Origin of the sequence: Paractinoplanes polyasparticus (genome assembly GCF_019710575.1) — a bacterium.
Lineage (GTDB): Bacteria > Actinomycetota > Actinomycetes > Mycobacteriales > Micromonosporaceae > Actinoplanes > Actinoplanes polyasparticus.
In genome coordinates this window covers 127,317-150,901 of sequence record NZ_JAHWFK010000030.1, presented here as the reverse complement: position 1 = coordinate 150,901, position 23,585 = coordinate 127,317, and the positions used below count along the sequence as shown (strand labels likewise).

The window sequence follows — 23,585 nt, the reverse complement described above, 5'->3', positions numbered from 1 at the left end:
GCGCGCCACCGAAGGTTACGTTGACCCGATGGCAGGATCTTCCGTTCGCACCCGGGCCGCAAGCGCGTTCGAGGCCCTGCTTCCATCTTTGACCCCCGGCGCCACCGAGCGGCTGGGCCGCTCGGAGGCACTTGCGTTCCTTGCCCGATTGGCCACCTCGCTCCTCGACATCTACGAGCCGCTGGAGGTTGTCTACGGCAAAGTCGAGTTGAACGACCTGGTTGAGGTGCTCTTGGAGGCGGCCGGCGATCGTCCGGTCGCTCTGCGTGACCTCGATCGGCGGCGGGAGATCGACCCGCGCTGGTATCAACGGGCGCGGCAGGTCGGGTACGTCTGTTATGCCGACCGATTCGCCGGGTCGCTTCGTGCGGTGGCCGACAACTTGGACTATCTGGACGAGCTGGGTGTTACCTACCTGCACCTGATGCCGCTGCTCGAGCCGCGGCCCGGCGAGAACGACGGCGGCTACGCGGTGCGCGACTACCGGGCGGTCGATCCGCGGCTGGGCACGATGGACGACCTGAGCGAACTGGCCGGCCGGTTGCGCGAGCGCAGCATGAGCCTCTGCGTCGACCTGGTGCTCAACCACACGGCCAAGGAGCACCCGTGGGCGGAGTCCTGGCGGGCGGGCGACCCGGCGTACGCGGACTTCTACATGTCCTTTCCCGACCGCGAGATGCCCGACGCGTACGAGCGCACGATCGTCCCCGTCTTTCCGGACCGCGCCCCGGGCTCGTTCACGGAATTCGACGGCAAGTGGGTCTGGACCACGTTCTGGAGCTACCAGTGGGATCTCAACTGGGCCAGTCCGAACGTGTTCCGGGCGATGCTCGAGACGATCCTGTGGCTGGCCAACCGGGGCGTAGACGTCTTCCGCCTCGACGCCGTGCCGTTCCTCTGGAAGCGGCTCGGCACGACCTGCCTCAACGAGCCCGAGGTGCACCGGATCGTGCAGGCGCTGCACGCGCTGGTCCGGGTGGCCGCGCCCGGGGTGATCTTCAAGGCCGAGGCGATCGTGGCGCCCGACGACCTGGTGCCCTATCTCGGCGGGCACGACCGCTACCGGCCGGAGTGCGAGCTGGCCTACCACAACCAGCTCATGGTCATGCTCTGGAGCAGCCTGGCCACCAGGGACGCGCGGCTGATGGCCCAGTCGCTGGCCCGGATGAAGCCGATCCCGGCCGAGGCGAGCTGGGTGAGCTACGTGCGCGGGCACGACGACATCGGGTGGGCGGTCAGCGCGGAGGACGCGGCGGCGGTCGGCTGGGACTGGTGGAACCACCGCAATTTTCTCAACGCGTTCTTCTCGGGCCGCTTCGACGGCTCGTACGCCCAAGGGGCTCTTTTCCAGCAGAATCCGGTCACCGGGGACGCCCGGATCTCAGGTTCGGCCGCCTCGCTGTGCGGGATCACGGCCGACCCGGCGAGCTGGCCCGACGGCGTACGGCGTCTGCTCCTGCTGCATGCCGTCGCTTTCGCGTACGGCGGGATCCCGCTGATCTACATGGGCGACGAACTCGCGATGCGCAACGACCTGTCGTACCGCGACGACCCCGCGCTCGCCGGCGACAACCGCTGGATGCACCGGCCCCACATGGACTGGACAGCAGCCGGTCGCCGGCACGATCCGGCGACGCTGGAGGGCCAGGTCTTCGCCGGGCTGCGGGAGCTGGTCGCCGCCCGCAAGGACCTGCTGGCCCTGCGCGGCGGCGGCGAGACGGCCGTCGTCGGCGTCGACAACGGGCACGTCTTCGCCTGGCGCCGGCGGCACCCACGGAGCGGGACGTTCATCGGGCTGGCCAACTTCAGCGAACAGGAGCAGACGGTCGAGGCGGCCGCGATCGGGCACTACGGCTGGCTGGAGACCGCCCTGAGCAGCGACGGTCCTCTCGTCGTACGCGAAGGACGGGCGCACCTGCCCGGGCTCGGGTTCGTCTGGCTGATCGAGCGGTGATTTCCGTTCAGTAGCGTGCCGCGCTGCCGATCAAGAGGTCATGCGGCTGCGCAACTGGATCGCCGTAGTGGTCGGCGTGGTGCTGCTGGCTGCTGCGGGCACCATCGGCTTCCTGGTCAACCGGTCGGCGCTCAAGGCGGCCGACGACGTTCACCTGGCCGACTCCCGGGCTCTGGCCGTGAACAACAGCACCCTCGTGGGCCGGTTGCAGCTGCTGTCGGCCGGCGAGATCGGCGACTTCCTCGGCGAGAACTCCCTGCACCTCGGCCGGGGCAACGCCCTCGACCGCGAGCTGCTGCGCACCTTCGCCGCCAAGAGCAACACCTTCCGGTACGGGGCCCTGCTGGTCGACCTGGACGGCAACGTCCTCAACAGCTCGCGCGCCACGGGCGTGCCCGCAGCCGGCCACACCGGCTGGAAACCGCTGTTCGCGATGCTCCGGAGCGGCGCCCGGGCCGGCTTCTCATCGATCATGGGGGTCGACGGCACGTACCTCGAGGCGGTCGGCGTCCCGGTGGTGGTCGGCGGCGCCCCGGCGGCCGTGCTGGTCGGCCTCAACAACGTGGCCACGACCGACCTCCAGCAGTACACCGTGACGCTCAGCTCGGACGTGCACCAGACCGCGGTCGTCGACAGCACCGGCACCATCGCCGCCACCAACCGGGCGAAGCAGCTGGGCGCTCAGATCGACCCGGCCATCCGCAACGCCCTGGCCGCCCGGCCCGAGGGCGGGTTCGTCGAGTACACCACCGTCGCCGGCACCGAGATGGTCGCCATCACGGTCGGCGGGCTGCCCGGTGGCTGGTCCTACGTCCGCGCCCAGACCAGGAAGTCGTTCGACGGCGCGGTGCACGCCAAGAGCCAGACGCTCAACATGACCTTGGGCGCCATGCTGCTGATCGGCGTGCTCGCCATGTTCGTGCTCGGTTACCGCACCCAGATCCAGCGCCGCCGGGCCGACGAGCGTTTCCAGGCCCTCTTCCAGCACGCCCCCGACCTGGTGTCGGTGCTCAGCGCCAACGGCACCATCGAGTACTCGAGCCCCAGCGCCGCTGCCGTCCTCGGCTACGGCGAGGGCGTGCTGGTCGGCACCAGCGTCTTCGACCTCGTGCACCCGCAGGACCAGCCGTACATGCGCGACCAGTTCGGCCGGCTGCTGGCCAACCGGGACGAGGTGCTGCGGCTGCAGTGCCGGGTGCGCTCGGCGACCGGCGACTTCCTCTGGTTCGAGTTCACCGCGTCCAACCAGATGCAGAACCCGTCGCTGCACGGCATCGTCATCAACGCCCGCGACATCTCCGAGAACCGGGCCTTCCAGGAGCGGCTCGCCCACGAGGCCCAGCACGACGCGCTCACCGGCCTGCCCAACCGCCGCCGCATGCAGGACGCGCTCGGCGCCTCCCTGCGTGAGCAGCCGGTGGCCGTGCTCTTCGTCGACCTCGACGGGTTCAAGCCGGTCAACGACGCGCACGGGCACGAGGCCGGCGACGACCTGCTGCGGCAGGTCGCAGCGCGGCTGACGGCCTGCGTCCGCGAGCAGGACGTGCTCGCCCGGGTGGGTGGCGACGAGTTCGTCATCCTCATGCCGGGGGTGATCGGGCCGTCCGACAGCGAGGCGATGACCGCCCGCATCCGGGAGGCCGTGTCGGCGCCGTTCGTCGTGGGCGGGACCCAGGTGCGGATCGGGGCCAGCGTCGGCGCGCACCTCGCGGCCGGCTCCACCGATCCGGACGAGGCATTGCGGGCCGCGGACCACGCGATGTACGCGGTCAAGCACTCGCGAACTTATCCACAGGCACGAGCGGGAAGGCACCGTGCGGCAGACTGAAGACTCCTCGTCTTCGAGAAGAACGGCGGTGCCGGCGGTGTCCTCCAAGATCCTTTCGCGACGTGATCTCGACTTCCTGCTGTACGAGTGGCTCGACGTCGAGGCGCTCACGGCCCGGGAAAGGTTCGCCGAGCACTCCCGCGAGACGTTCGACGCCTTCCTCGACGTCTCGGCCCAGATCGCCGAGCGTGACTTCGCACCCCACAACCGGCGCTCCGACCTCGAAGAGCCGACCTTCGACGGCGTACGGGTCTCGCTGATCCCCGAGGTGGCGGCGGCGCTCAAGGTCTTCAACGAGACCGGGCTGCTCAGCGCCACGATGGACTCGTCCGTGGGTGGGCTGCAGATGCCCCACGTCGTCGCGCGGGCCTGCTTCGCCTGGTTCCAGGCGGCGAACATCGCGACCTCGTCCTACTCCCTGCTCACGGCCGGCAATGCGAACCTCCTGCTGACGCACGGGACGGCGGACCAGATCGATCGCTTCGTGCGGCCGATGCTCGACGGCCGCTTCACCGGCACGATGTGTCTTTCCGAGCCTCAGGCCGGCTCCTCGCTGAGCGATGTCACGACGCGCGCCGTCCTCTCTCCTGATGGGACATATCGGCTGAGCGGCGCCAAGATGTGGATCTCGGGCGGCGACCACGAGCTCAGCGAGACGATCGTGCACCTCGTGCTCGCCCGGGTCGCGGGCGCGCCGGCCGGGGTCAAGGGGCTGTCGCTGTTCATCGTGCCCAAGCACCACGTCGAAGCCGACGGCACGGTCGGCGAACGCAACGGGGTGTCGCTGTCCGGGCTCAACCACAAGATGGGCTACCGCGGCACGACCAACGCCGTGCTCTCGTTCGACGACGCCACCGGCTACCTGGTCGGCGCAGAGGGCAAGGGCCTGGCCTACATGTTCCAGATGATGAACGAGGCCCGGATCGGGGTCGGCGCGGGCGCGGTGGCTCTGGGCTACACCGGGTATCTGCACGCGCTCGACTACGCGCGCGAGCGCACCCAGGGCCGCCCGGTGGCCGACAAGGACCCGCTGGCCCCGCCCGTGCCGATCGTGCGGCACCCCGACGTGCGGCGCATGCTGCTCGCCTCCAAGTCGTACGTCGAGGGCGGCCTGGCGCTGATCCTGTTCGCGGCCAAGCTGCTCGACGAGCCCTCCGACGAGAACGACCTGCTGCTCGACGTGCTGACCCCGATCGTCAAGGCGTGGCCGTCCCAGTGGTGCCGCCTGGCCAACGACCACGCCATCCAGGTGCACGGCGGCTACGGCTACACGCGCGAATATCCCGTCGAGCAGTTCTACCGCGACAACCGGCTCAACTCGATCCACGAGGGCACCGACGGCATCCAGGGGCTCGACCTGCTGGGCCGCAAGGTGGTCATGCGCGGCGGGGCCGGGCTCCAGCTGCTGATCGGGCGCATCGTGACCACGGCCGTGGCGGCGCCGGCCGAGCTGGGCCGGCCGGTCATCGCGCTGTGCGACCGGCTGGCCGCGACCACCCGCAAACTGTGGGCCGGCGGCGACCCGACCGCCGCCCTGGCCAACTCCACGGCGTACCTGGAAGCGACCGGCCACCTGGTGATCGCCTGGCTCTGGTTGTCGCAGCTGGCGGCGGCCGAGGGCAAGGAGGGCCCCTTCTACGAGGGCAAGCGCCTGGCCGCCCGCTACTTCCTCACCCACGAGCTGCCCCGCATCGTCCCGCTGCTCGACCTGCTCGACTCGGGCGACACCCTGTTGGCCGACATGGACGACACCTGCCTGGGCTGACGCCGGGTTCGTGGCCGGGGCCCGCCCCGGCCACGAATCAGAGGCTATGTTGATCGCATGGCCTCTTCGAGCAAGAGCCCCGCGACCGAGGTGGAGGTCGGCGACCTCACCGTGCGTGTGTCGAACCCCGACCGCGTCTACTTTCCGGACCTCGGCCTGACCAAGCTCGACCTGGTCCACTACTACCTGTCGGTCGGTGACGGCATCGTGCGCGCGCTGCGCGAGCGCCCGTGCATGCTGCACCGCTTCCCCGACGGCCTGGCCGGCGAAAAGGTGCACCAGAAGCGGGTTCCGCACGGCGCCCCGCCCTGGCTCGAGACGGTGCGGGTGACGTTCCCGCGCTACAACCGCCACGCCGACGAACTGTGCGTGACCAAGGCGGCCGACGTCATCTGGGCCGTCCAGATGTCGACGGTCGAGTTCCACCCGTGGAACTCCCGCCGCGCCGACACCGAAAAACCCGACGAGTGGCGCATCGACCTCGACCCGATGCCCGACTGCCCCTACGACCGGGTCCGCCGGGTGGCCGCGGTCGCCCACGAGGTGCTCGACGACCTGGGCATCACCGGCTACCCCAAGACCTCGGGCGGCCGCGGCCTGCACATCTACGTGCGCATCGAGCCGTCCTGGGGCTTCTCCGACGTACGCCGGGCCGCCCTGGCCTTCGCCCGCGAGGTGGAAAGGCGGGCCCCCGACGACGTGACCACCACGTGGTGGCGCAAGGACCGCGACCCCGAGAAGCTGTTCGTCGACTACAACCAGAACGCCCGGGACCACACGATCGCCAGCGCCTACTCGGTACGAGGCGTCCCCACCGCAACCGTCTCCACCCCGGTCACGTGGGCCGAGATCCCCGACGCCGACCCCCGCGACTTCACGATCCGGACGGTCCCGGCCCGCTTCGCCGAGCTGGGCGACCTGCACGCCACCATCGACGACAACCATCACTCCCTGGCCACCCTGCTCGAGTGGGCCGACCGCGACGAGAAGTCCGGCCTCGAGGGCCCCGCCGACGCCGACGCCTGACTCACCCTTGCCGGTGCTAGTCACAATCGGCGCCGTGTCGTTCCTGCACCGGACAGCACCGTTCCTCTGGTTCGTCGTGGCCATCTGCGTGATCGGACTGGCCTCCGAAGTGGTCGGCATCATCCAGCAAGTCCCCGTCCAGCGCGGGATCGACGCGCACACGGTGCGTCTCACCGGCAGGTTCACGGAACTCGACAAGCGCGGCAAGTTCCACGACGACAAACACTTCGTCTCGTACGTCTATCAGGACGGCTCCTTCGACACGCCGCTACGCGGACTCCCCGGCAACCCCGACATCGGCGCGCTGGTGTGCATAGAGATCGACGCGACGAAGCCCGAGAACATGCGCCCCTGCGACACGCGGGGCGGCCTCGGCGACAGCCTGTCCGGCCTCATTTGGGGCGCCGGCTTCCTCACGCCCGCCGTGCTGGGTTTGTGGGCCCGCCACGAGTTCGCCTGGGGCTTCGACTGGCGTGGCGAGTATCGACGGCCCGTACGCCCGCCTCCTGCAACCTTGCGCCGCAAACCGACCCGCCGGGATCGGAAGAGGGCCCGCAAGGCCCAGCAGGAAGCGGACGAGGAGTTCTACGACATTTAGCGGGAAGTGCGATCCTGCAACCGGCGACCAACAGCCGAAGCCGCGACAGCGGGCGTTCAGCCATGGGAAGTCACCGCTGGTAACTGCAAGGTCGGCGATGATTCGGCCGTCGTCTCGTCGGTGCAACGTCCATACGCCGCCGCTGTAACTCACGACGACAAGGCTAGCGACGGCGAGTTCTTCTCATGAACCTCTACGATCTCGCCATAGAAGTGCCCGGCCCCACGGCGTCTCCGCGCGGCGTGTCATCCGGCCGCCGGGCATACATGCAGAGGGTGGGATGAGCGATCTCTACATCCGGGTGATCCCTACGGATCCGCAGTGGCAGCCGACTGTCGAGGCGGCTGCCCGCGCAGCAGAATACGTCGCCGAGCTGTTCGTCGGGCCGGGCGACCACGTCGAGTCGGTCGAGCCGGTGTTCCACGAGCGCGTCACGTTGATCGACGGTGGCGAGTACATGGAGGACATCTTCTGCTCTCGGTGTAAAGCCTCGATCGGGGTGGACTGGTTCTGGGATCTGCTGATCTCGAGGAACGGCGGGCGAGGGGCCGGTGAACCCACCATCGACGACTTGGGCGTGACGGTTCCGTGCTGCTCAGCAGCGCTTACGTTGCCCGAGTTGCGGTTCGAAGGTCCGGTGGGATTCGCGCGGTTCGAGGTAAGCGCGATGAACTGGACCCGGCAGGTCCGGGATCTCAGCGACGCTGAGCTTGCTGCCGTTGGCGACATCTTGCGACACCCGGTGACGCAGATTCACGCCCACTACTGAGCGAGGGTTCGAGAAAGTCAAGATAGGCGTCGCCCAAGTGCACTAATCTGCCGCGCTCCGGGCACCCGACCGACTCACTCCCTGTGGGCAGTTTCCAACCAGGTCAGCGCGTCGAGCGCAGCCCGCACCTCAGGAAGCGGGGTACGGCACACAGTGCCCGGCAGGGCCGGCACGACCGTGTTGCCAGCGGCGTCGGTCAGCGCAAGCAACACCGGCATGACGAAGTCAGCCGTGCACACCGGCTCGCCGTCCTGCTCCTGCGGCGGCAGGTGGAGCGCCCGGACGAGGTCGTCGAACGGCCCGGTGGAGCGCTGCGCGGTAACCCACGCGAAGCCGGACGAAGGCGAGGCTGCGGACTGGTGAACGGCCAGCCGGAAGGTGCATCGGACGGCCGAGACCGGCCGGAAGTCCGTGGGCAACGGATCTGCGGAGGGTCGCTCGGCCACCGTCGGACAGGAACCGGCCGACTGGGTGAGGTAGGGCGCACGCCCGGAGCCGCTTGAGCAGGCTGCCCCTGCGACGATGGCCACGAACACCAAGCCGATCCGTCGGACACTCATGCTCATGAGACCGCACGGCAGCGCCTCCGGTTCCCGCAGACACCGAGCTGACCGACCGACACCCTGTCCCGACCGGCGAGCCGCTGCCCGCTTGCTCACAAGGGACATGGTCAGATTCCGCTTCTGCCGCGATCGCCCATCACGGCGCGTCACCGGCCCGCCCGCACTGAACATCCGGACATGCCGCGTAGCGTGCGCGCTGGCCTTGACTCAGCCTCGCCATCTCGCGGGGCAACACCGCGGCCGGCGCCGGCCCCCTCCTCCGGGAGCAGACCACCGGCGAAACGGCAGAGCGCAGTGTGCCTACTCGTGAAGGCCGGGATGGTCCCTGAGCTGCCGCCGGGAGGTCAGGCCGAGCTTGCGGAAGATGCTGCGCAGGTGGGCGTCGACGGTGCGTTTGCTGATGAACAGCTTGCCGGCGATCTCGAGGGAGGTGGCGCCCCCGGCGACCAGGCGGGCGACGGCCGTCTCCTGCATGGAGAGTTGTTCGTGCGGGCTCTGCGTCCGGGGTTGCACCCGTTCGCCGGTGGCGCGCAGTTCGTTGGCGGCGCGGCGTGCGAACCCGTCGGCTCCGGCCCGGGACAGCAGGTCGTACGCGGTCTGCAGTTGCCGGCGACCGTCGCGGCGGCGGCCTTCGCGGCGCAGCCATTCGCCGTACAGCAGGTGGGCTCGGCCCAGGTAGGTGGCCAGGCGGCCCTCGGCCAGCAACTCGACGGCCTCCTGGTAGTGCTTCTCCTCCCGGGTGACCAGACCCCGTGCATACGCGGCGATCCCCCGGCCGGCCGCGGCGCCGGCGGCCTCGGCGTGCTCGGTCAGCGACGCCAGCGCCTCGGTCGCGGCGGCGTGATCGTGGGTGCGGACGGCCGCCTCGACCAGCTCCGGCAGGACGGCGCCGGTGAGGAACAGGTTGTTCTCGGTGGCCCGGCGGGCTGCGGCCAGCGCGGCGGGATAGTCGGCGAGTCCGTTGTACAAGGTGGCGGCGGTCGCATGCAGGTTCGTCACCTGCGGGGTGGCGAGCCGCGCGAACTCGGCGTCGTGGCCGCGATGGGCGGCCAGGTGCAGGCGGTGATAGATAAGCGGTGGGGCGCCGGACGCGTCGGCGACCGCGGCTTCCTCGGCGGCGGCGGCGATCGCCCGGCCGAGGTCACCGCTCACGACGGCGTCGACGGCCGTCTGTCCCAGGCCCAGCTGCAGCAGACGGGGTGAACCGGATTCCCGGCCGGCCTTCACCAGCCACGCCGCGATGGTCGCGTGGGTCTCCAGGTCCCACAGTTCGACCGCCACCATCGCCGCCAGCGCCGGCCGCTGTTCCCACAGCGGGTCACCGCCTTGGTGCAGCGCGGTGCGCAGCATCGGGGTCGCGGCGTGAGATCCGTCGGTGACCAGCGTGCGCAGACCGGTCAGCAGGTCGGGCTCGGACGACACCGGCGCCGCGGCCAGCACCTCGCGCAGCACGCCACCGCCCCGGCCGACGACCAGGCTCATCTCGAGAGCCTCCAGGTAGCAGTCGCGGGCCTGGTCCGGATGGGTTGCCGACAGCCGCCGCGCGGCCTGCGCCATCAGCACGGGCCCGGAGCCGTCGTTCGGCCGGACGAAGGCCACCCGGCCCAGCACCAGGTCGGCCCGCGCGTGCTGCACCTCGTTCAGCGGGACGGTCTGCAGCAGCTTGACGGCGACGTCGGTGGCGCCCGCCTCGAAGTGGGCCTCCGCGGCGGCCAGCGTCCGCTCGGCCCGGTGCTCGATGTTCAGCGACAGCGCCGCCGCGCGTTCGAGGAAGGCTGCGGCAGCCGCGACGCCGCCGCGCGACTGAGCCCGCGACGCGCATCTCTCCAGGTCGGCGGCGAGGTCGTCGTCGGGGCCGGCGGCAGCCTGCGCGCGGTGCCAGGCCCGCCGGTCGGGCGCCATGACCGGATCGGTGACCGCGGCCAGGGCGCCGTGCGCCGCCCGGCGCTGACCGGCCGGGGCGGCCCGATAGACCGCCGAGCGGGCCAGCGGATGGCAGAACCGGGTGCGGGGGCCGAAATCGGCGAGGCCGGTCGCCGACGCCTCGGCTCCGGCGATGCCCAGGTCGAGGTCCAGGTGGCGGGCGGCCGCCCAGAGCAACCCGGAGTCGCCGGTCGGGTCGGCGCTCGCGACGGTCAGCAGCAACCGGGCCGGGGCGGACAGGCCCGCGAGCCGGGCGCGGAACCCGTGCTCGATCCGGTCCGGCACCGGCGCCGCGCCGGGCGGCTCGAATCCCCCGGCGCGGGGCAGTTCGAGCAGGGCCAGGGGGTTGCCGTCCGCCTCGGCGACCAGCCGGTCCCGCACCTGGTCGTCCAGCGGGAACGGGCTGCGCGCGGTCAGCAGGGCCTTCGCCTGCTCGTCGGTCAGGCCCCCGACGGTCAGCACCGGCAGGCCGGCCGGGACGCCTGCGCCGGGGCCGGGGCGGACGGCAACCAGCATGGCGATCGGGTCGGCCACGAGACGGCGGGCCAGGAAGGGCAGGACCGCCGACGACGCGGCGTCCAGCCACTGAGCGTCGTCGATCAGGCAGAGCAGCGGCTGCGTACGGGCGGCCGCAGTCATCAGCCCCAGCGCCGCGAGGCCGATGTGGAACGGCTCGGGGGCGCCCTCGGCCATGCCGAACGCCACGCGCAGGGCGTCGCGGTGGCGGTCCGGCAGCTCGTCGAGGTGACCGAGCATCGGCAGGCACAGCTGGTGCAGACCGGCGTACGGAAGCTCCTTCTCGAACTCCGACCCGGACAGCTCGATCGTGCGGAACCCCGGGGCGCCGCGAACCGCGTACTCGAGCAGCGTGCTCTTGCCGATGCCGGCCTCACCCCGGAGGACCAGCGCGCCGCCGTGGCCGCGGCCGGCCGCGCTGATCAGCTCGTCGAGGCGGTGCCGCTCCCGGCTGCGGCCGATCATCGCCATGCGGACGCGGTCAGCCGGGCCAGCCCGGTGATCATGCGCTCTTCGAGGTCGGGCGGCCCGGGCAGTCGATGGCTGACCGAGCGCTGGTGGGCCAGCCCGTGCAGCCCGAGCCACAAGGCCACGGCGTCGCCGTCCGGATCGACGCTCGCGGAGACCCCGGCCGCGGCGCACTCGGCGAGCACCCCGCCCAGCAGCTCCAGGCTGGCCTGGCCCAGGGTGGTCAGGTCGGTCGAGGTCAGCGTGCTTCCGTTCGGCGTGGGGATCCAGATGCCGCCGAACATCGTGCGGTAGCGCTGGGGGCGCGACCGCGCGAACTCGAGGTACGCGTGGCAGACGGCCAGCAGCCGGTCGCGCGGCGCGTCGCCGGCGGCGGCCACCGCGGCGACAAGGGCCTCGTTGAGCTCGGCGAACGCACCGCGCACGACGGCCAGCATGATGGCCGGCTGGTCCGGGAACTGCCGGTAGATCGACGGGGCCGCGATGCCGGCCCGCCGGGCGATCGAGCGCAGCGTCAGCGCCCGCTCGTCGCCGGTCTCGTCGAGCAGGGCCGACGCCGCCCCGATGATCTCTTCGCGCAGGCGGGCGCCCTCGCCGCGGCGGTTACGGGTCCGGCCCTCGTTTACGGTCACGCACGTAACCTTACACGCGAGAGCTTACGAGTGTTACCTTCCGTCGCGCGTGAGGATCACCTTGCCCGCCACCGTGCGCGACTCCGCCAGCGCGAGCGCCTCGGCCGCCCGGTCCAGCGGGAACGTGGCGGCGATCTGCGGGGTGATCACGCCCTGGGCGAGCAGCGCGAACACGGCGGAGAGGTCGTCGCTGAGCCGCCGTTGGAACGTCGCCCTCTGCCGTTCGCCGGCCCAGAAGTTGTAGAAGCGCGCGCTCTTGGTGTTGGGCGACAGGTGCCACATCCACAGCTGGGAGAACAGATTCAGGTACGCCAGGTTGGCCGAGCCCGGGTCGTCCTTGGCCGAGGCGATGCCGTACGAGACCAGCGTGCCGCCCTTGGCGACCAGGTGCCACGACTGCTTCAGCCCGTCGCCGCCGACGTGGTCGAACACCGCGTCCACGCCGTCCGGCGCCAGCGCCCGGATCCGGTCGATCATCGCTGGGTCACGGTAGTCGACCGGGGTGGCGCCGAGCGCCCTGACCATGTCGTGGTGTTGCGCCGAAGCGGTGCCGACGGCCCGGATACCGGCGTGCCGGGCCAGCTGGACGAGCGTGGACCCGACGCCGCCGTTGGCGCCGAGCACCACGATCATCTGCCCCGCCCGCAGCTTGGCCACCCGGAACAGCATCTGCTGGGCGGTGACGCCGTTGACGACGACGGTGGCGGCCGCGGCGGCGTCCACCGCGTCCGGCACCGGAACCAGGATTGCCGCGTCGACCAGCATGTGGCTGGCCCAGCCGCCGACCTTGGTGACCACGGCGAACCGGCGCCCGACGAGTGCGGGATCCACCTTCGCCCCGGCCGCGGTCACCGTGCCGACCGCGTCGTAGCCGGGCACGAACGGGAACGGCGGCTGACCGTAGTACTTGCCCAGCCGCATCTGCTGCTCGGCGAAGGAGACACCGGTGGCGTCGACTCGCAGCACAACCTGCTCGGGGCCGGGCGCCGGCAACTCGCGGGTACGAATCTGCAGCCCGCTCGGCTCGACGATGCCGGGCAGGACGATCTCGGTCGTTTCGATCACGAAGCTGTTCCCTCTACTCAGGTGCGTGTTCGGACGTGTACGGCGTGGTGACCCCCCGGTAAGCGAGGTGCAGGATCATGCCGTTGGCGCCGTGCTGGAAGTTGTGGCAGTGGTCCATCCAGATGCCGGGGTTGTCCGCGACGAACTCGAGCTCGTAGACCTCGCCACGGCCGACGTTGAGCGTGTCGGTCCACCAGGGGCTGCCGGTGGCGGCCGTGCCGTTGCGCGAGACGACCCGGACGCGGTGACCGTGCAGGTGGAAGGGATGGTTGATGATGCTGCGGCTGGCGATCCGCACCCGTACGCGGTCACCGGTCGCCACCTCCAGCGAGGGCACCGCGGGATACAGGCGGCCGTTGATCAGGCTGCTGACGTACGACAGGCTGCCCTGGCTGAACCCGAACCCGTCGTCCAGCCGCAGGTCGAACGTGCGGGTGGGCTCGCCGAGCCGGGGCGCGGAGCCGGATCCGTACGTCAAGGGGTCGAACTGCCCGCCGCCGCCGGCCGAGACCCGCTGCCCCGCACCGAATGTGAGGGCCACATCCGGGCTACCGGCCAGGGCGACGGTCACCGCGCCGGCCGGCATCGTGAAAGCGAGGTCGTAGCGGCCACCCGCGGCCAGCAACATCCCGGTTCCCGGCACGAGGTCGGTCGCGCCCTCGATCGGGTTGCCGTCGATCGCCGCCACCCGGAACGGGGCGCCGGCGACCTGCAGCTCCTGGGGCTCCTCGGAGCTGTTGATCATGCGGACCAGGACGTTCCGACCCGCCGGAGCATCCTGCCGGGCGGGCCGGTCGTCACGGTCGAAGGCGGTCACGTCACCGCCGGAACCCGGCCAGGCGTGCGCGAAGACCGTGCGCTCGAGACCGTCGCGCGGGGCCGCGTCCTCGACGATCAGCGCCCCGAACAGGCCCCGCTTGACGTTGAGCAGTCCGTCGCGGTGGGTGTGGTACCAGAACGTGCCGGCTCGCGTCGGGACGAACCGGTAGACGTGGCGACCACCGGGCGGCACAGCGTCCTGGGTCACGCCGGGCACGCCGTCCTCGGCGTTCGGCACGTCGACACCGTGCCAGTGCACGGTCACGCCCTCGTCCACGTTCGTGTTGACCAGCGTCACCTCGATCAACTGGCCCTTCCGGACCCGGATCTCCGGACCGGGCGACGTGCCGTTGAAGGTCAGCCCGTCCACTGTGCTGCCGGACGCGAGCCGGATCTGGGCCTTGGCGGCCACGAGCGTCGTGCGTACGGCCGGAGTCTGACCCTTGGGGCCGGTGAGCTGATCCACGGCGAACTGCCCGGCGCCGCCGTGCTGATGGTCATCGGCAGCGGCGTTGGCCTGCCCGGCCACGACCAGCGTGGCCGCCGGCACGAGCAGGAACGCGGCCACCATCCAGGGCAGCCGGGCCAGCCGCGACGCCGACGCCCGCCACCGCGCGACCGCGACCGAAAGGCCACCGATCATGGTCAGCGCCAGCAGCGACCCGGCGAGCACCAGCGCGGTGTCGCCCGGCGCGAACGGCGCCAGCAACCACCAGACCGACAGCGCCGAACCGGCCGCGCTGACGTGGGCGGCCGTCCTGCTCGGCCGCCACACGGCCCACACAGCGGGCAGCAGGGCCAGCGGAACCTGGACGTAAATCCGCGAATCGGCCAGCAGCAGCCCACCGGAAAGCAGCAACAGACTGGCGACGACAAGGCGCGCCCCGGCCAGGCCGGCGAGAACCACGAGCCAGCGGCGTGACGCCTTGACGCCGGCGATCGGCGCCGCGATCAGCAGCAGTACGGCCAGCGTGAGATCGGTGAAGAGGAGAATCGCTTGCACCCGACCACGGTGGGCCCACGGCACACGGCCTCGCGTCGGCAGTAGGTGCCTATACCGCTCAGCGGCGCAGCCAGGGCTGAAGCATCCGGGTGACCTGGGGGAGCACCAGGTAGGTCATGATCGGGGTCAGGCAGAGGGTGCTGACCAGGGTGCGCAGCACGGCGTTGAGGTCGGCGATCAGATGGTTGAGGGTGAACGCGGCCAGCAGGCTGACCGGGAAGAAGCCGAGCCAGATGGTCACGGCCTGCTTCCAGCGGGGTGGGGCCTTCGGGGCGGCGGCCTCGCTGACCTCGCGCGCCCGCGGTGGGTCGAACCAGCCCTCGATCCCAGTGCGTTTTTCCGTACGGGTGTGCTCGACGAAACCCTCGGCCGACGACAGCCACCACCGGCGCTGGGGTGATTCCTCCCAGTTGCGCAGGGCGTGCTCGTCGGCGAAGCGGTAGAGCATGTGCCACTCGTGCGAGCCCTTGTCCGGCCGCACCCAGCCGGTGCCCAGGAAGCCCGGGAAGTCCTCGGCCAGCGTCGTGCCGGCGTTCACCCAGGCGGTCATCTCGGCCTGCCGGGACGGGTCGGCTCGCCGGGTGATGGCGACGGTGACAGCGGGAGACTCCATGTCTCACATTGTGGTATCTCGAGGTTTCCGGCGCTGCTCGGTGAAGGTTTCGGTGCCGTAGCCCACACGGTATGTTCCGCCTCATGACCTTGCAGCGAAAGTTGTCGATGGCCGCGGCGGGTGTCGTCGCGGCCCTGATCCTGCCCGCAGTCCCGGCTCAGGCCGGCGGCGGTTCCCTGACCTGGCAGCTCACCCCGACCGGCACCGAGGCCCGGTTCCGCGGCCTGGCGCCGGTCAGCGCGAAGGTGGCCTGGGTGGCCGGTTCGGCCGGCACGATCCTGCGGACGGTCGACGGCGGCCGCCACTGGTCGCCGGTCGGTCCGCCCGCCGCGGCCGGGCTCGAGTTCCGCGACATCGAGGCGTTCGACGCCCGGAACGCCGTCGCCCTGACGATCGGCAACGGCGCCGACTCCCGGGTTTACACCACCTCGAACGGCGGCCGCACCTGGAGCGAGTCGTTCCGCAACGAGGATCCCGTCGCCTTCTACGACTGTCTGACGTTTCTCGACCGCCGGCACGGCCTGGCCCTGTCCGACCCGGTCGACGGCAAGTTCCGCATCCTCGCTACCCGCGACGGCGGCCGCTCCTGGCAGGTTCAGCCCACCGCCGGCATGCCCGCCGCGCTGACCGGCGAGTTCGCCTTCGCGGCCAGCGGCACATGCCTCGTCTCGGCCGGCGGCAAGGCGATGTTCGCAACCGGCGGCGGCGCCGAGTCCCGCGTCTTCACCTCCCGCGACGGCGGCCGTTCCTGGTCAGTGACGGCCACCCCGGTCCCGAGCGGTCCGAGCGCCGGCATCTACAGCCTGGCCGTACGCCGTGACGGCGCCGCCATCGCCGTCGGCGGCGACTACGCGGCCCCCACGGCCGCCCCCGACGGCGCGGCCTACCTGCGCGGCCGCACCTGGACCGTCGCCCGCACCGTCCCCGGCGAATACCGCTCCGGCTCAGCCTGGCTCGGCCACGGCAACACAGCCCTGGCCGTCGGCCCCACCGGCAGCAACATCTCGTACGACGCCGGCCGCACCTGGAAGCGTTTCGACACCGGCAGCTTCGACGCCGTCGAATGCGTCCCCGGCGCCTGCTGGTCCTCCGGCGAGAAGGGCCGCGTCGCCAAGCTGACCTACAAACACTGACGTCGTGGCGGTGTGCCGGCGTGAATCGCGATGTTCCCGCTCACTCCGACCGAGGCTCGTCCGGGCGTAGCAGAGCGTCGGCATCGTCGACGCGTCCGGCGGCACGGTAGGCGCCGGCGAGGTTGTCGCGTGTCAGCCGAGTGTGCGGGTGTTCCGGACCGAGCACCCGCTCCCGGTCGTCGAGGACGCGGGTGTACAGATCAATGGCCTCCGCCAGTCGGCCAACCATCCGGTAGGCGAACGCAAGGCTGTGGCGAGCGGTGAGAGTGTGCGGGTGGTCGACGCCCAGGGCTCGCTCGAGTGCGCGAGGGTGCCGGTGAGCAGTGCGATGCTCTCGTCCAACCGACCCATCGCCTGGTAGGTGTCGGCGAGGTTGAGGCGCGCGGAGAAGGTGTTCGGGTGGTCCGGGCCGAGCACCCGCTCACGGTCCGCGAGAGTGCGTGTCACCAACGCGATTGCCTCGTCCAACCGGCCCATCTCCCGGTATGCGGAGGCGAGGTTCAGGCGCGCGGTGAGAGTGTCCGGGTGCACTGGCCCGAGCACCCTCTCGTAGTCAGCAAGGGTCCCGGTGGACAGGGCGAGAGCCGCGTTCAGCCGGCCGACGGCCCGATAGGCGCGGGCCAGGTCGCGGCTTGAGCGAAGAGTCTCCGGATGATCAGGACCGAGCACCTGCTCGTGTGCGAGAACAATGTCCGGCCCGATGGAGACACTGACGCTGGATCACCCAGCCCGCTCGCTGTTTCAGGGGTTTGCGCCGAAACCTCGCCATGATCAGTCGTGTTCGTCCGGGTAAGAACGTTCAGCAGGATGGAGTCGGCTCCCACCGGGGCGAGTACCGCCAGCCGGTCCAGCAGGTGCCGCGCTTGTATACCGTCCGAAGCCTCGGAGAGGTCGTCGAGAGCGAGCAGCACCGCTTCGACCAGACCGTGCGGATACGGGTCGCCGGCGGTACGGGGCAGTAGCTTCGCGGTGGGCGTGGCGTCGATCGCCCAAATGTATTTGCGGTAGGTCGGGTATCGGCGGCCGGGGCCGATGTCGTCGCAGCCACCGCAGCGCGGCGCGGGTTGCCTCCGTCGGATCGTCACCGAGCTGTCGCAACCGGGCCGCGTCCGCCAACTCGTCCAGGGCGGTAATTATGCCCTGCTCGCTACCGGCGTTGGCCCATACGATCACCGGCCAACCGTGTTGCATGCGCAAGCGCGCGTACGCCGCGGCCAGTTGGGTCTTGCCGACGCCGCGCTGTCCGGCCAGCGCCGCCACGACCGTCGTGCCACCACCAGCGGCCGATGTCACCAGGGCATCGAGCAGACCCGGCCTGTGCTGCCAGGCGATCGCCTGCCCGGGCAGATCCCCGGCCAGCAGCATCGGTCCTGGATCGGTACGGCCCTCGACGGCCGTGCCGAGGTGCTGCAATTTGTCTATGAGGCGCTGATCAGGTAACCGACGGTCGCGGGCATCAAAGTAGTTGATCGTGCTCAGCGCGAACCAGACTTCACCGGACAACAGCACCGGGAAGATCGCCTTGCCTCTGTCCCGCGCCCGCGCCAACTCGTTGGCTACGTTCATCGAGGCTTCAGCGGCCGGGCTCATCACGATCACCATGGCGGCGCAGTCGTCGACCCGGTCGCGGACTTCATGCTCCCACCGGTCGCCGATCTCGAGGTTCCGGTCGTCCTTCCAGATCGACAGTCCGGCGCGAGTAAGAGTGTCGGCCAGCCGGTTCACATAGCCCACGTCGGATCGGCTGTAGCTGACGAACACATGACCCGCCACCGGCTACTTCACCGTCCCGTCGCTGTCGATCCCTACTCGACACTTCAGCACGCGGAAATACGGACGGCCAATCAGACGGTCCGGGCCGGACGGGTCAGGCGGTGGTGCCGCGCACCCACGGGAGGGCAAGGCGTTCGATCAGCACCAGGACGTAGTACAGGATGATGCTGACGATGGCCATCAGGGTGAGGGCGGCGAAGGCCGTTGCCGTGTCGCCCTGGCCGGCGGTCTGGACGATGATCGTGCCCAGGCCCTCGTCGACGCCGCCGGACTGCATTTCGCCGACGGCCACGCCGATCACGGCCAGCGGCATGGCCAGTTTGAGGCCCACGAAGATCTGGGGCAACGCGGCCGGCACGCGGACGCGCAGAAACGTCTGGGTGCGGGTCGCGGAAAGCGATCGGGCCAGTTCGGCCAGGTCGGCCGGGGTGCTGGCCAGGCCGGTCGCGGTGGAGAGCACGATCGGGAAGAAGCAGAGCAGGAACGCCATGGCGAGGACGGGCTTGGTGCCGAAGCCGAACCACGCGATCATCAGCGGCGCGATGGCTACTTTGGGTACGGCGTTGAGCGCCACCAGCAGGGGGCCGAAGGCACGCTCGAACGGCTTCCAGGCGGCGATGGCCGTGCCCAGCGCGACGCCGATGATCACCGACAGGCCGAAGCCGATCAGGGTCACCCGGACCGTGTCCCACGTCGTCTGCAGGAGCAGTTCGGGGTACGTGCGGAAGCCCTCGTAGACGTCGACCGGGGACGGCAGGATGATCGGCTGGATGTCGAAGATCTCGACGACCGCCCACCACGCCACGACGGTGACGACGATGCCGAGCACCGGCCAGGCCACCACGGCGGGTGACCATCGCCGCTCGGGGCGGGTGGGACGGGTCACGGCAGCCTCCGTCGGGGACGTCAGCGTGTCTTGCACCGGGGGTGCTCCTCAAGCATGTGGGGTGCGCCGGAAGCCCGGCACACCCCGCGCAGACAAAGGTCAGGCCTTGGGCGTCAGGTCGAAGTTGATGACCTGCTCCGGCTTGAGGCCGGGCTCGATCTGACCGGAACCCTGCAGGATCGCGATGCTCCGCGCGACACGCTCGGCGTCGAGGGCGCCGACCGGGATGCCGGCGGCGGCCGACTTGACGTACGGGCCCATCAGCGTGAGCTCGGCCGCGACGCCCTCGGGCTTGGCCGTCTTGACGTACTTCAGCGTGATCTGGCCGGCTTCCTCCGGGTTCGCGATGGAGTCGGCGAGACCCTTGAGCAGCGCCTCCGAGAACTTCTTGACCTTCTCGGGGTTGTCCGTCGCGTACTTGGTCGACGTGATCAGCACGTTGCCGTAGAGGTCCTGCAGGTAGTCGCTGTAGGGCAGCACGACAGCCTTCTTGCCCTTGGCCACCGTCTCGACGGTGGGCTTGCCGACCACGAACTGGCCGATGCCCTGCGTGCGGCCGGAGGCGAGCAGACCGATCAGCTCCTGCGCCTGGCCGTTCTGGAACTTGACCTTGTTGGGGTCGATGTTGGCCAGCTTGGCGTAGGTCGGGAACAGCGTGCGCACGACCGAGCCGGGGGCGTCGGTCAGCGTCTTGTTCTCGAGGTCCTTGGGCGAGTTGATGCCGTTGCCCTCGAGCGCGATGATCGCGGCCATGGTGCGCTGCTGGACGGCCGCCACGGCGGTGAAGCCGGTCGTCTTGTCCTTGCCGCCGGCGGCGAGCAGGCCACCGGTGAGGTCGATCGGCGTGAACTGGGCCTGACCGGACACGATGGACTTGATGTTCTCGCCCGAGCCCTTGCCCGGGTTGATCGTGACGTCGAAGCCCGCGTCCTTGAAGTAGCCCTTGTCGAGCGCGACGTACGCGTACGAGTCGCGGCCGAAGGTGCCGAACGAGGTCAGGTAAGTGATCTTTTCGAGCGAGGCGCCGCTGCCACCGTCGCCGTCAGCCGAGTCGTCGCTGCACCCGGCGGCTGCGCTCATGGAGAGGGCGAGCGCGCCGGCGACAACGGAACGTACGAGGGTCCTTCTGTGCACCGTAGATCCTTCCCGACCTGGTGCGGTCGAATGGGGGAACCGGCAGCCCGGCAATTGGCCCACCGGGGCCGTGAGTGGTCGAACGTGGGGCAGTGGTGTCCCGACGGGGATCGTAGGGCAAACTGGCACATGCATCGATGACAGGTTCGTCTCAAAAACCGAAGTAGACGGATCACACACGATCGATCAGGATGGGTCGGGTATGCGCCCAGCTCGGTTTATGAGGGACGATGATGCGCGTTTGTCTGTTCGTCGAACCGCACCGGGGTGCGACGTACGACACTCAATTGAACTTCGCCCGTCACACTGAGGACGCCGGTTTCGAAGGTCTGCTCCGAGCCGACCACTACCGTGCGTTGACTCCCGAGCCGGGCCTGCCCGGGCCCACCGACGCGTGGATCACGCTGGCCGGACTCGCCCGCGAGACCCGTACGCTGCGGATCGGCACCCTGGTCAATTCGGCTACGTTCCGTATGCCCGGTCCACTGTCGATCATGGTGGCGCAGGTCGACCGGATGAGCGGCGGCCGGGTCGAGCTGGGCATGGGCGCCGGCTGGGTCGAGCGCGAGCACACGGCGTACGGCATCCCCTTCCCCGCGGTCGGCGAGCGCTTCGACCGGCTCGAGGAACAGCTCGAGATCCTGACGGGACTTTGGGGCACGCCCGAGGGCCGGAGTTACTCGTTCGACGGCAAGCACTACCACCTGGTGGACGCTCCGGCGCTGCCCCGCCCGGTGCAGCGTCCGCATCCGCCGATCATCGTCGGGGGCAAGGGCCCGCGGCGTACGCCGGATCTGGCGGCCCGCTACGCCGACGAATACAACATGCCGTTCAAGACCGTGGCCGAGACCACCGCCGCCTTCGATCGCGTCCGGGCCGCCGCCGCGGCGATCGGCCGGTCGAAGCCGCTCACCCTGTCGGCCGGCATCGTGGTCGCGATCGGCCGCACCGGCGCCGAGGCCGCGCGCCGCGCCGCTCCCCTGCACGTCAAGAGCGTGCTGCCGCCGGAGGACCCGGTGGAGGGCTCCCCCGCCCAACTGGTGCAGCGCATCGGCGAGATGCAGGCGATCGGCGCGACCCGCGTGCACCTGCGGCTGATCGACATGGACGACGTCGACCACCTCGAGCTGATCGCGAGCGACGTGCTGCCTCAGCTGTCCAGGTAGGCCAGCACCGCGAGCACGCGGCGGTTGTCGTCCTCGGACACCGGCAGGCCGAGCTTGGTGAAGATGTTGTTGATGTGCTTGCTGACGGCCTTCTCGGTGATGAAGAGCTTGGCCGCGATGGCGGCGTTGGAACGGCCCGCGGCCATCTCGCCGAGCACCTCGCGCTCGCGGGGCGTGAGCACGTCGAGCGGCCGGCTGCGGTCGAGCAGCCGGGCCACCACCTCGGGGTCCATCATCGTGCCGCCGCCGGCCACCTGCCGCACCGCGTCGACGAACTGCGCGACGTCGCCGACCCTGTCCTTCAGCAGGTAGCCGACCCCGCCGCGGCGGTCGGAGAGCAACTCGCGGGCGTACAGCGGCTCGACGTGCTGGCTGAGCACGAGGATCGGCAGGCCCGGCATCTGCCGGCGGGCCGCGATGGCCGCCTGCAGACCCTCGTCGGTGAAGGTGGGTGGCAGGCGCACGTCGAGGACGGCCACGTCGGGCTTGCACTCGAGCAGGGTCGGCAGCACGTCGGGCCCGCGGCCGACGACCGCCACCACCTCGAACTCGAACGCCTCGAGGATCCGGGTCAGTCCGTCCCGGAGGAGAGCATGGTCCTCGGCGATGACGACGCGCACGGCAGCTCCATGGTCACGATGGTCGGCCCGGCCGGTGGGCTGGACACGGACATCGTGCCATCGAAGGCGGCGAGGCGGCGTTCCATTCCCGCCAGGCCGGTGCCGCGCATCGGGTCGGCGCCGCCGTGGCCGTCGTCCCCGACCTCCAGACGCAACAGGTCACCGGTGCGGTGCATGCTGACGTAAGCAACGTTGGCGCCGCTGTGCCGCTGGACATTGGTCAGAGCTTCGGCGACCGCGAAATAGGCGGCCGACTCAACCGGGGTCTCCAGCCGGCCGGTCACGTCGGAATCCACAGTGGTGGGAACGGCCATGGTCAGCGCGAGCGCCCGCACAGCGCCGTCGAGGCCGCGCTCGGCCAGCACGGGCGGGTGGATCCCGCGTACGAGATGACGCAGTTCGACGAGGGCGGTGGAACTGTTCTCGCGCGCCTCGGCGAGCAGTTTGCGGGCGGTCTCGGGGTCACGCTCGACCAGCTCCTCGGCCAGGCCGATGGCCATGCCGAGCGACACCAGGCGGGCCTGGGCGCCGTCGTGCAGGTCGCGTTCGATGCGGCGCAGCTCGGCGGCCTGGGCGTCGACCGCGTCGGACCGCGTGACGGTGAGCTGGGTGACCCGCAGCCGCAGTTCGGCGGCCCGGGTGGGCGCCAGGAAGACCCGGGCGAACAGCGCGTCGAAACGGCGCAGGTGTGGCGCGACCACGAGGCCGAGCAGGAGGAACACCGCGCCCTGGGGCAGCGAGAGGAAGCCCTCGCTGACGCTGTCGATCGGCCAGTTGACGCCGTAGCCGGACCACTCGCCGCCCAGATACATCCAGAGCGGCAGGAGCACGATGCCCTCGACCCCGTACGCCGGCAGCGCCAGTGTGAGGACGCCCAGCATCAGCCCGCCGACTGCTCCCGGCAGCAGCCACGCGAAGTCCCGCCAGGTCGCCGGGTCGGTGATGATGTGCTTGTAGCGGCCCCAGCCGACCGGTGCCAGGCCGGCCGGTGTGGGCCGGTAGGGCCGCGCGATCGCCACGCCGTGCCACCCCGCGACCCGCCGCGCCGCGTTCGCTCGCAGGCGGATCAGCGCGGTCACCGCGGGCAGCAGGAACAGGCCGATCCCGAGCACCGGGGTGAGCACCAGTGACACCAGGAAGAGCACGAAGAGCGGGAAGTTCAGCACGGCCAGGACGATGCCGAGCAGTCCGGCCGCCACCGCCCGGAGCCCGTCTCGAAGCCAGTCTCTTGTCTCCACGCCTCTCATCGTGGCCCACCGGGGCACTCAACTCAGTAGTGCTAGCCCCACCAAAGGTTGGGGGGATGCCACTCCTGACCTTGAGGGCGTCCG

General features: G+C 70.5%; 19 protein-coding genes and 2 pseudogenes. 8 read left to right on the top strand and 13 right to left on the bottom strand.

Annotated elements, in window-relative coordinates; genetic code table 11:
- The first annotated feature begins 28 nt into the window (after positions 1–28).
- From KXC43_RS26630 to KXC43_RS26605, 6 genes are all read left to right on the top strand, one after another.
- Positions 29–1,954 (top strand): alpha-amylase family protein, encoded by a 1,926-nt coding sequence (locus tag KXC43_RS26630; protein ID WP_221378882.1) that lies wholly within the window; start codon positions 29–31, stop codon positions 1,952–1,954.
- Between the two features lie 40 nt (positions 1,955–1,994).
- Complete coding sequence (locus KXC43_RS26625; protein ID WP_221378881.1) at positions 1,995–3,782, top strand: sensor domain-containing diguanylate cyclase; 1,788 nt, start codon at positions 1,995–1,997, stop codon at positions 3,780–3,782.
- Between the two features lie 37 nt (positions 3,783–3,819).
- A complete protein-coding gene (locus KXC43_RS26620; RefSeq protein WP_221378880.1) occupies positions 3,820–5,547 on the top strand; it encodes an acyl-CoA dehydrogenase in 1,728 nt (575 codons plus the stop codon).
- A 57-nt stretch (positions 5,548–5,604) separates the two neighbouring features.
- On the top strand, positions 5,605–6,573 hold the full coding sequence (gene ligD, locus KXC43_RS26615; protein ID WP_221378879.1) for a non-homologous end-joining DNA ligase: 969 nt from the start codon (positions 5,605–5,607) through the stop codon (positions 6,571–6,573).
- Positions 6,574–6,607: 34 nt separating this feature from the next.
- Complete coding sequence (locus KXC43_RS26610) at positions 6,608–7,171, top strand: hypothetical protein (protein WP_221378878.1); 564 nt, start codon at positions 6,608–6,610, stop codon at positions 7,169–7,171.
- A gap of 280 nt (positions 7,172–7,451) precedes the next feature.
- Positions 7,452–7,940 carry a hypothetical protein gene (locus tag KXC43_RS26605; protein WP_221378877.1) on the top strand — a complete coding sequence of 163 codons (489 nt, stop codon included), beginning with the start codon at positions 7,452–7,454 and terminating at the stop codon, positions 7,938–7,940.
- A 74-nt stretch (positions 7,941–8,014) separates the two neighbouring features.
- Here the strand turns inward: KXC43_RS26605 and KXC43_RS26600 are convergent, their stop codons facing one another.
- From KXC43_RS26600 to KXC43_RS26575, 6 genes are all read right to left on the bottom strand, one after another.
- Positions 8,015–8,476 carry a hypothetical protein gene (locus KXC43_RS26600; protein WP_221378876.1) on the bottom strand — a complete coding sequence of 154 codons (462 nt, stop codon included), beginning with the start codon at positions 8,474–8,476 and terminating at the stop codon, positions 8,015–8,017.
- 327 nt (positions 8,477–8,803) lie between these two features.
- Entirely contained in the window at positions 8,804–11,413 is a 2,610-nt protein-coding gene (locus KXC43_RS26595) for an ATP-binding protein (protein ID WP_221378875.1), read from the bottom strand.
- Positions 11,404–12,042, bottom strand: a complete 639-nt coding sequence (locus KXC43_RS26590; RefSeq protein ID WP_221378874.1) for a TetR/AcrR family transcriptional regulator — start codon at positions 12,040–12,042, stop codon at positions 11,404–11,406. The genes KXC43_RS26595 and KXC43_RS26590 overlap by 10 nt, the downstream gene beginning before the upstream one ends.
- A gap of 33 nt (positions 12,043–12,075) precedes the next feature.
- The gene (locus KXC43_RS26585) at positions 12,076–13,107 is read right to left on the bottom strand and encodes a zinc-binding dehydrogenase (RefSeq protein ID WP_221378873.1); all 1,032 of its coding nucleotides are present in this window, start codon (positions 13,105–13,107) and stop codon (positions 12,076–12,078) included.
- 13 nt (positions 13,108–13,120) lie between these two features.
- The gene (locus KXC43_RS26580) at positions 13,121–14,929 is read right to left on the bottom strand and encodes a multicopper oxidase family protein (RefSeq protein ID WP_221378872.1); all 1,809 of its coding nucleotides are present in this window, start codon (positions 14,927–14,929) and stop codon (positions 13,121–13,123) included.
- 58 nt (positions 14,930–14,987) lie between these two features.
- Positions 14,988–15,542 (bottom strand): antibiotic biosynthesis monooxygenase, encoded by a 555-nt coding sequence (locus KXC43_RS26575; protein ID WP_221378871.1) that lies wholly within the window; start codon positions 15,540–15,542, stop codon positions 14,988–14,990.
- Between the two features lie 83 nt (positions 15,543–15,625).
- Here KXC43_RS26575 and KXC43_RS26570 point away from each other — a divergent pair, with 83 nt between their 5' ends.
- Positions 15,626–16,675 carry a beta propeller repeat protein gene (locus KXC43_RS26570; protein ID WP_221378870.1) on the top strand — a complete coding sequence of 350 codons (1,050 nt, stop codon included), beginning with the start codon at positions 15,626–15,628 and terminating at the stop codon, positions 16,673–16,675.
- A gap of 40 nt (positions 16,676–16,715) precedes the next feature.
- Here KXC43_RS26570 and KXC43_RS51260 read toward each other — a convergent pair.
- The 5 genes and pseudogenes from KXC43_RS51260 to KXC43_RS26545 form a co-directional block, all read right to left on the bottom strand.
- Positions 16,716–16,970, bottom strand: a pseudogene (locus KXC43_RS51260) (tetratricopeptide repeat protein); the annotation flags it as partial.
- Between the two features lie 17 nt (positions 16,971–16,987).
- Positions 16,988–17,344 (bottom strand): annotated as a pseudogene (locus KXC43_RS53250) (tetratricopeptide repeat protein); the annotation flags it as partial.
- Positions 17,345–17,446: 102 nt separating this feature from the next.
- Complete coding sequence (locus tag KXC43_RS26555; RefSeq protein WP_221378867.1) at positions 17,447–18,436, bottom strand: toll/interleukin-1 receptor domain-containing protein; 990 nt, start codon at positions 18,434–18,436, stop codon at positions 17,447–17,449.
- A gap of 106 nt (positions 18,437–18,542) precedes the next feature.
- Positions 18,543–19,334 (bottom strand): ABC transporter permease, encoded by a 792-nt coding sequence (locus KXC43_RS51255; protein ID WP_308129262.1) that lies wholly within the window; start codon positions 19,332–19,334, stop codon positions 18,543–18,545.
- Positions 19,335–19,433: 99 nt separating this feature from the next.
- Complete coding sequence (locus KXC43_RS26545) at positions 19,434–20,414, bottom strand: ABC transporter substrate-binding protein (RefSeq protein ID WP_221378958.1); 981 nt, start codon at positions 20,412–20,414, stop codon at positions 19,434–19,436.
- 287 nt (positions 20,415–20,701) lie between these two features.
- Here KXC43_RS26545 and KXC43_RS26540 point away from each other — a divergent pair, with 287 nt between their 5' ends.
- A complete protein-coding gene (locus KXC43_RS26540) occupies positions 20,702–21,634 on the top strand; it encodes an LLM class F420-dependent oxidoreductase (protein ID WP_221378957.1) in 933 nt (310 codons plus the stop codon).
- Here the strand turns inward: KXC43_RS26540 and KXC43_RS26535 are convergent.
- Together KXC43_RS26535 and KXC43_RS26530 are read right to left on the bottom strand one after the other, a co-directional pair.
- Positions 21,619–22,254, bottom strand: coding sequence for a response regulator transcription factor (locus tag KXC43_RS26535; RefSeq protein WP_221378865.1), 636 nt, complete (start codon positions 22,252–22,254; stop codon positions 21,619–21,621). The two genes, KXC43_RS26540 and KXC43_RS26535, sit on opposite strands and share 16 nt — an antisense overlap.
- Positions 22,206–23,501, bottom strand: a complete 1,296-nt coding sequence (locus KXC43_RS26530; protein ID WP_221378864.1) for a sensor histidine kinase — start codon at positions 23,499–23,501, stop codon at positions 22,206–22,208. Before KXC43_RS26530 ends, KXC43_RS26535 begins: the two co-directional genes overlap by 49 nt.
- Between the last annotated feature and the right edge of the window lie 84 nt (positions 23,502–23,585).

Bases quoted from the DNA above. Each gene is read 5' to 3' on its own strand.
- KXC43_RS26570 (WP_221378870.1), top strand. From the start codon at position 15,626: ATGACCTTGCAGCGAAAGTTGTCGATGGCCGCGGCGGGTGTCGTCGCG.
- KXC43_RS26545 (WP_221378958.1), bottom strand. From the start codon at position 20,414: ATGAGCGCAGCCGCCGGGTGCAGCGACGACTCGGCTGACGGCGACGGT.
- KXC43_RS26540 (WP_221378957.1), top strand. From the start codon at position 20,702: ATGCGCGTTTGTCTGTTCGTCGAACCGCACCGGGGTGCGACGTACGAC.
- KXC43_RS26530 (WP_221378864.1), bottom strand. From the start codon at position 23,501: ATGAGAGGCGTGGAGACAAGAGACTGGCTTCGAGACGGGCTCCGGGCG.
- KXC43_RS26630 (WP_221378882.1), top strand. From the start codon at position 29: ATGGCAGGATCTTCCGTTCGCACCCGGGCCGCAAGCGCGTTCGAGGCC.
- KXC43_RS26575 (WP_221378871.1), bottom strand. From the start codon at position 15,542: ATGGAGTCTCCCGCTGTCACCGTCGCCATCACCCGGCGAGCCGACCCG.
- KXC43_RS26625 (WP_221378881.1), top strand. From the start codon at position 1,995: ATGCGGCTGCGCAACTGGATCGCCGTAGTGGTCGGCGTGGTGCTGCTG.
- KXC43_RS26605 (WP_221378877.1), top strand. From the start codon at position 7,452: ATGAGCGATCTCTACATCCGGGTGATCCCTACGGATCCGCAGTGGCAG.
- KXC43_RS26595 (WP_221378875.1), bottom strand. From the start codon at position 11,413: ATGGCGATGATCGGCCGCAGCCGGGAGCGGCACCGCCTCGACGAGCTG.
- ligD (WP_221378879.1), top strand. From the start codon at position 5,605: ATGGCCTCTTCGAGCAAGAGCCCCGCGACCGAGGTGGAGGTCGGCGAC.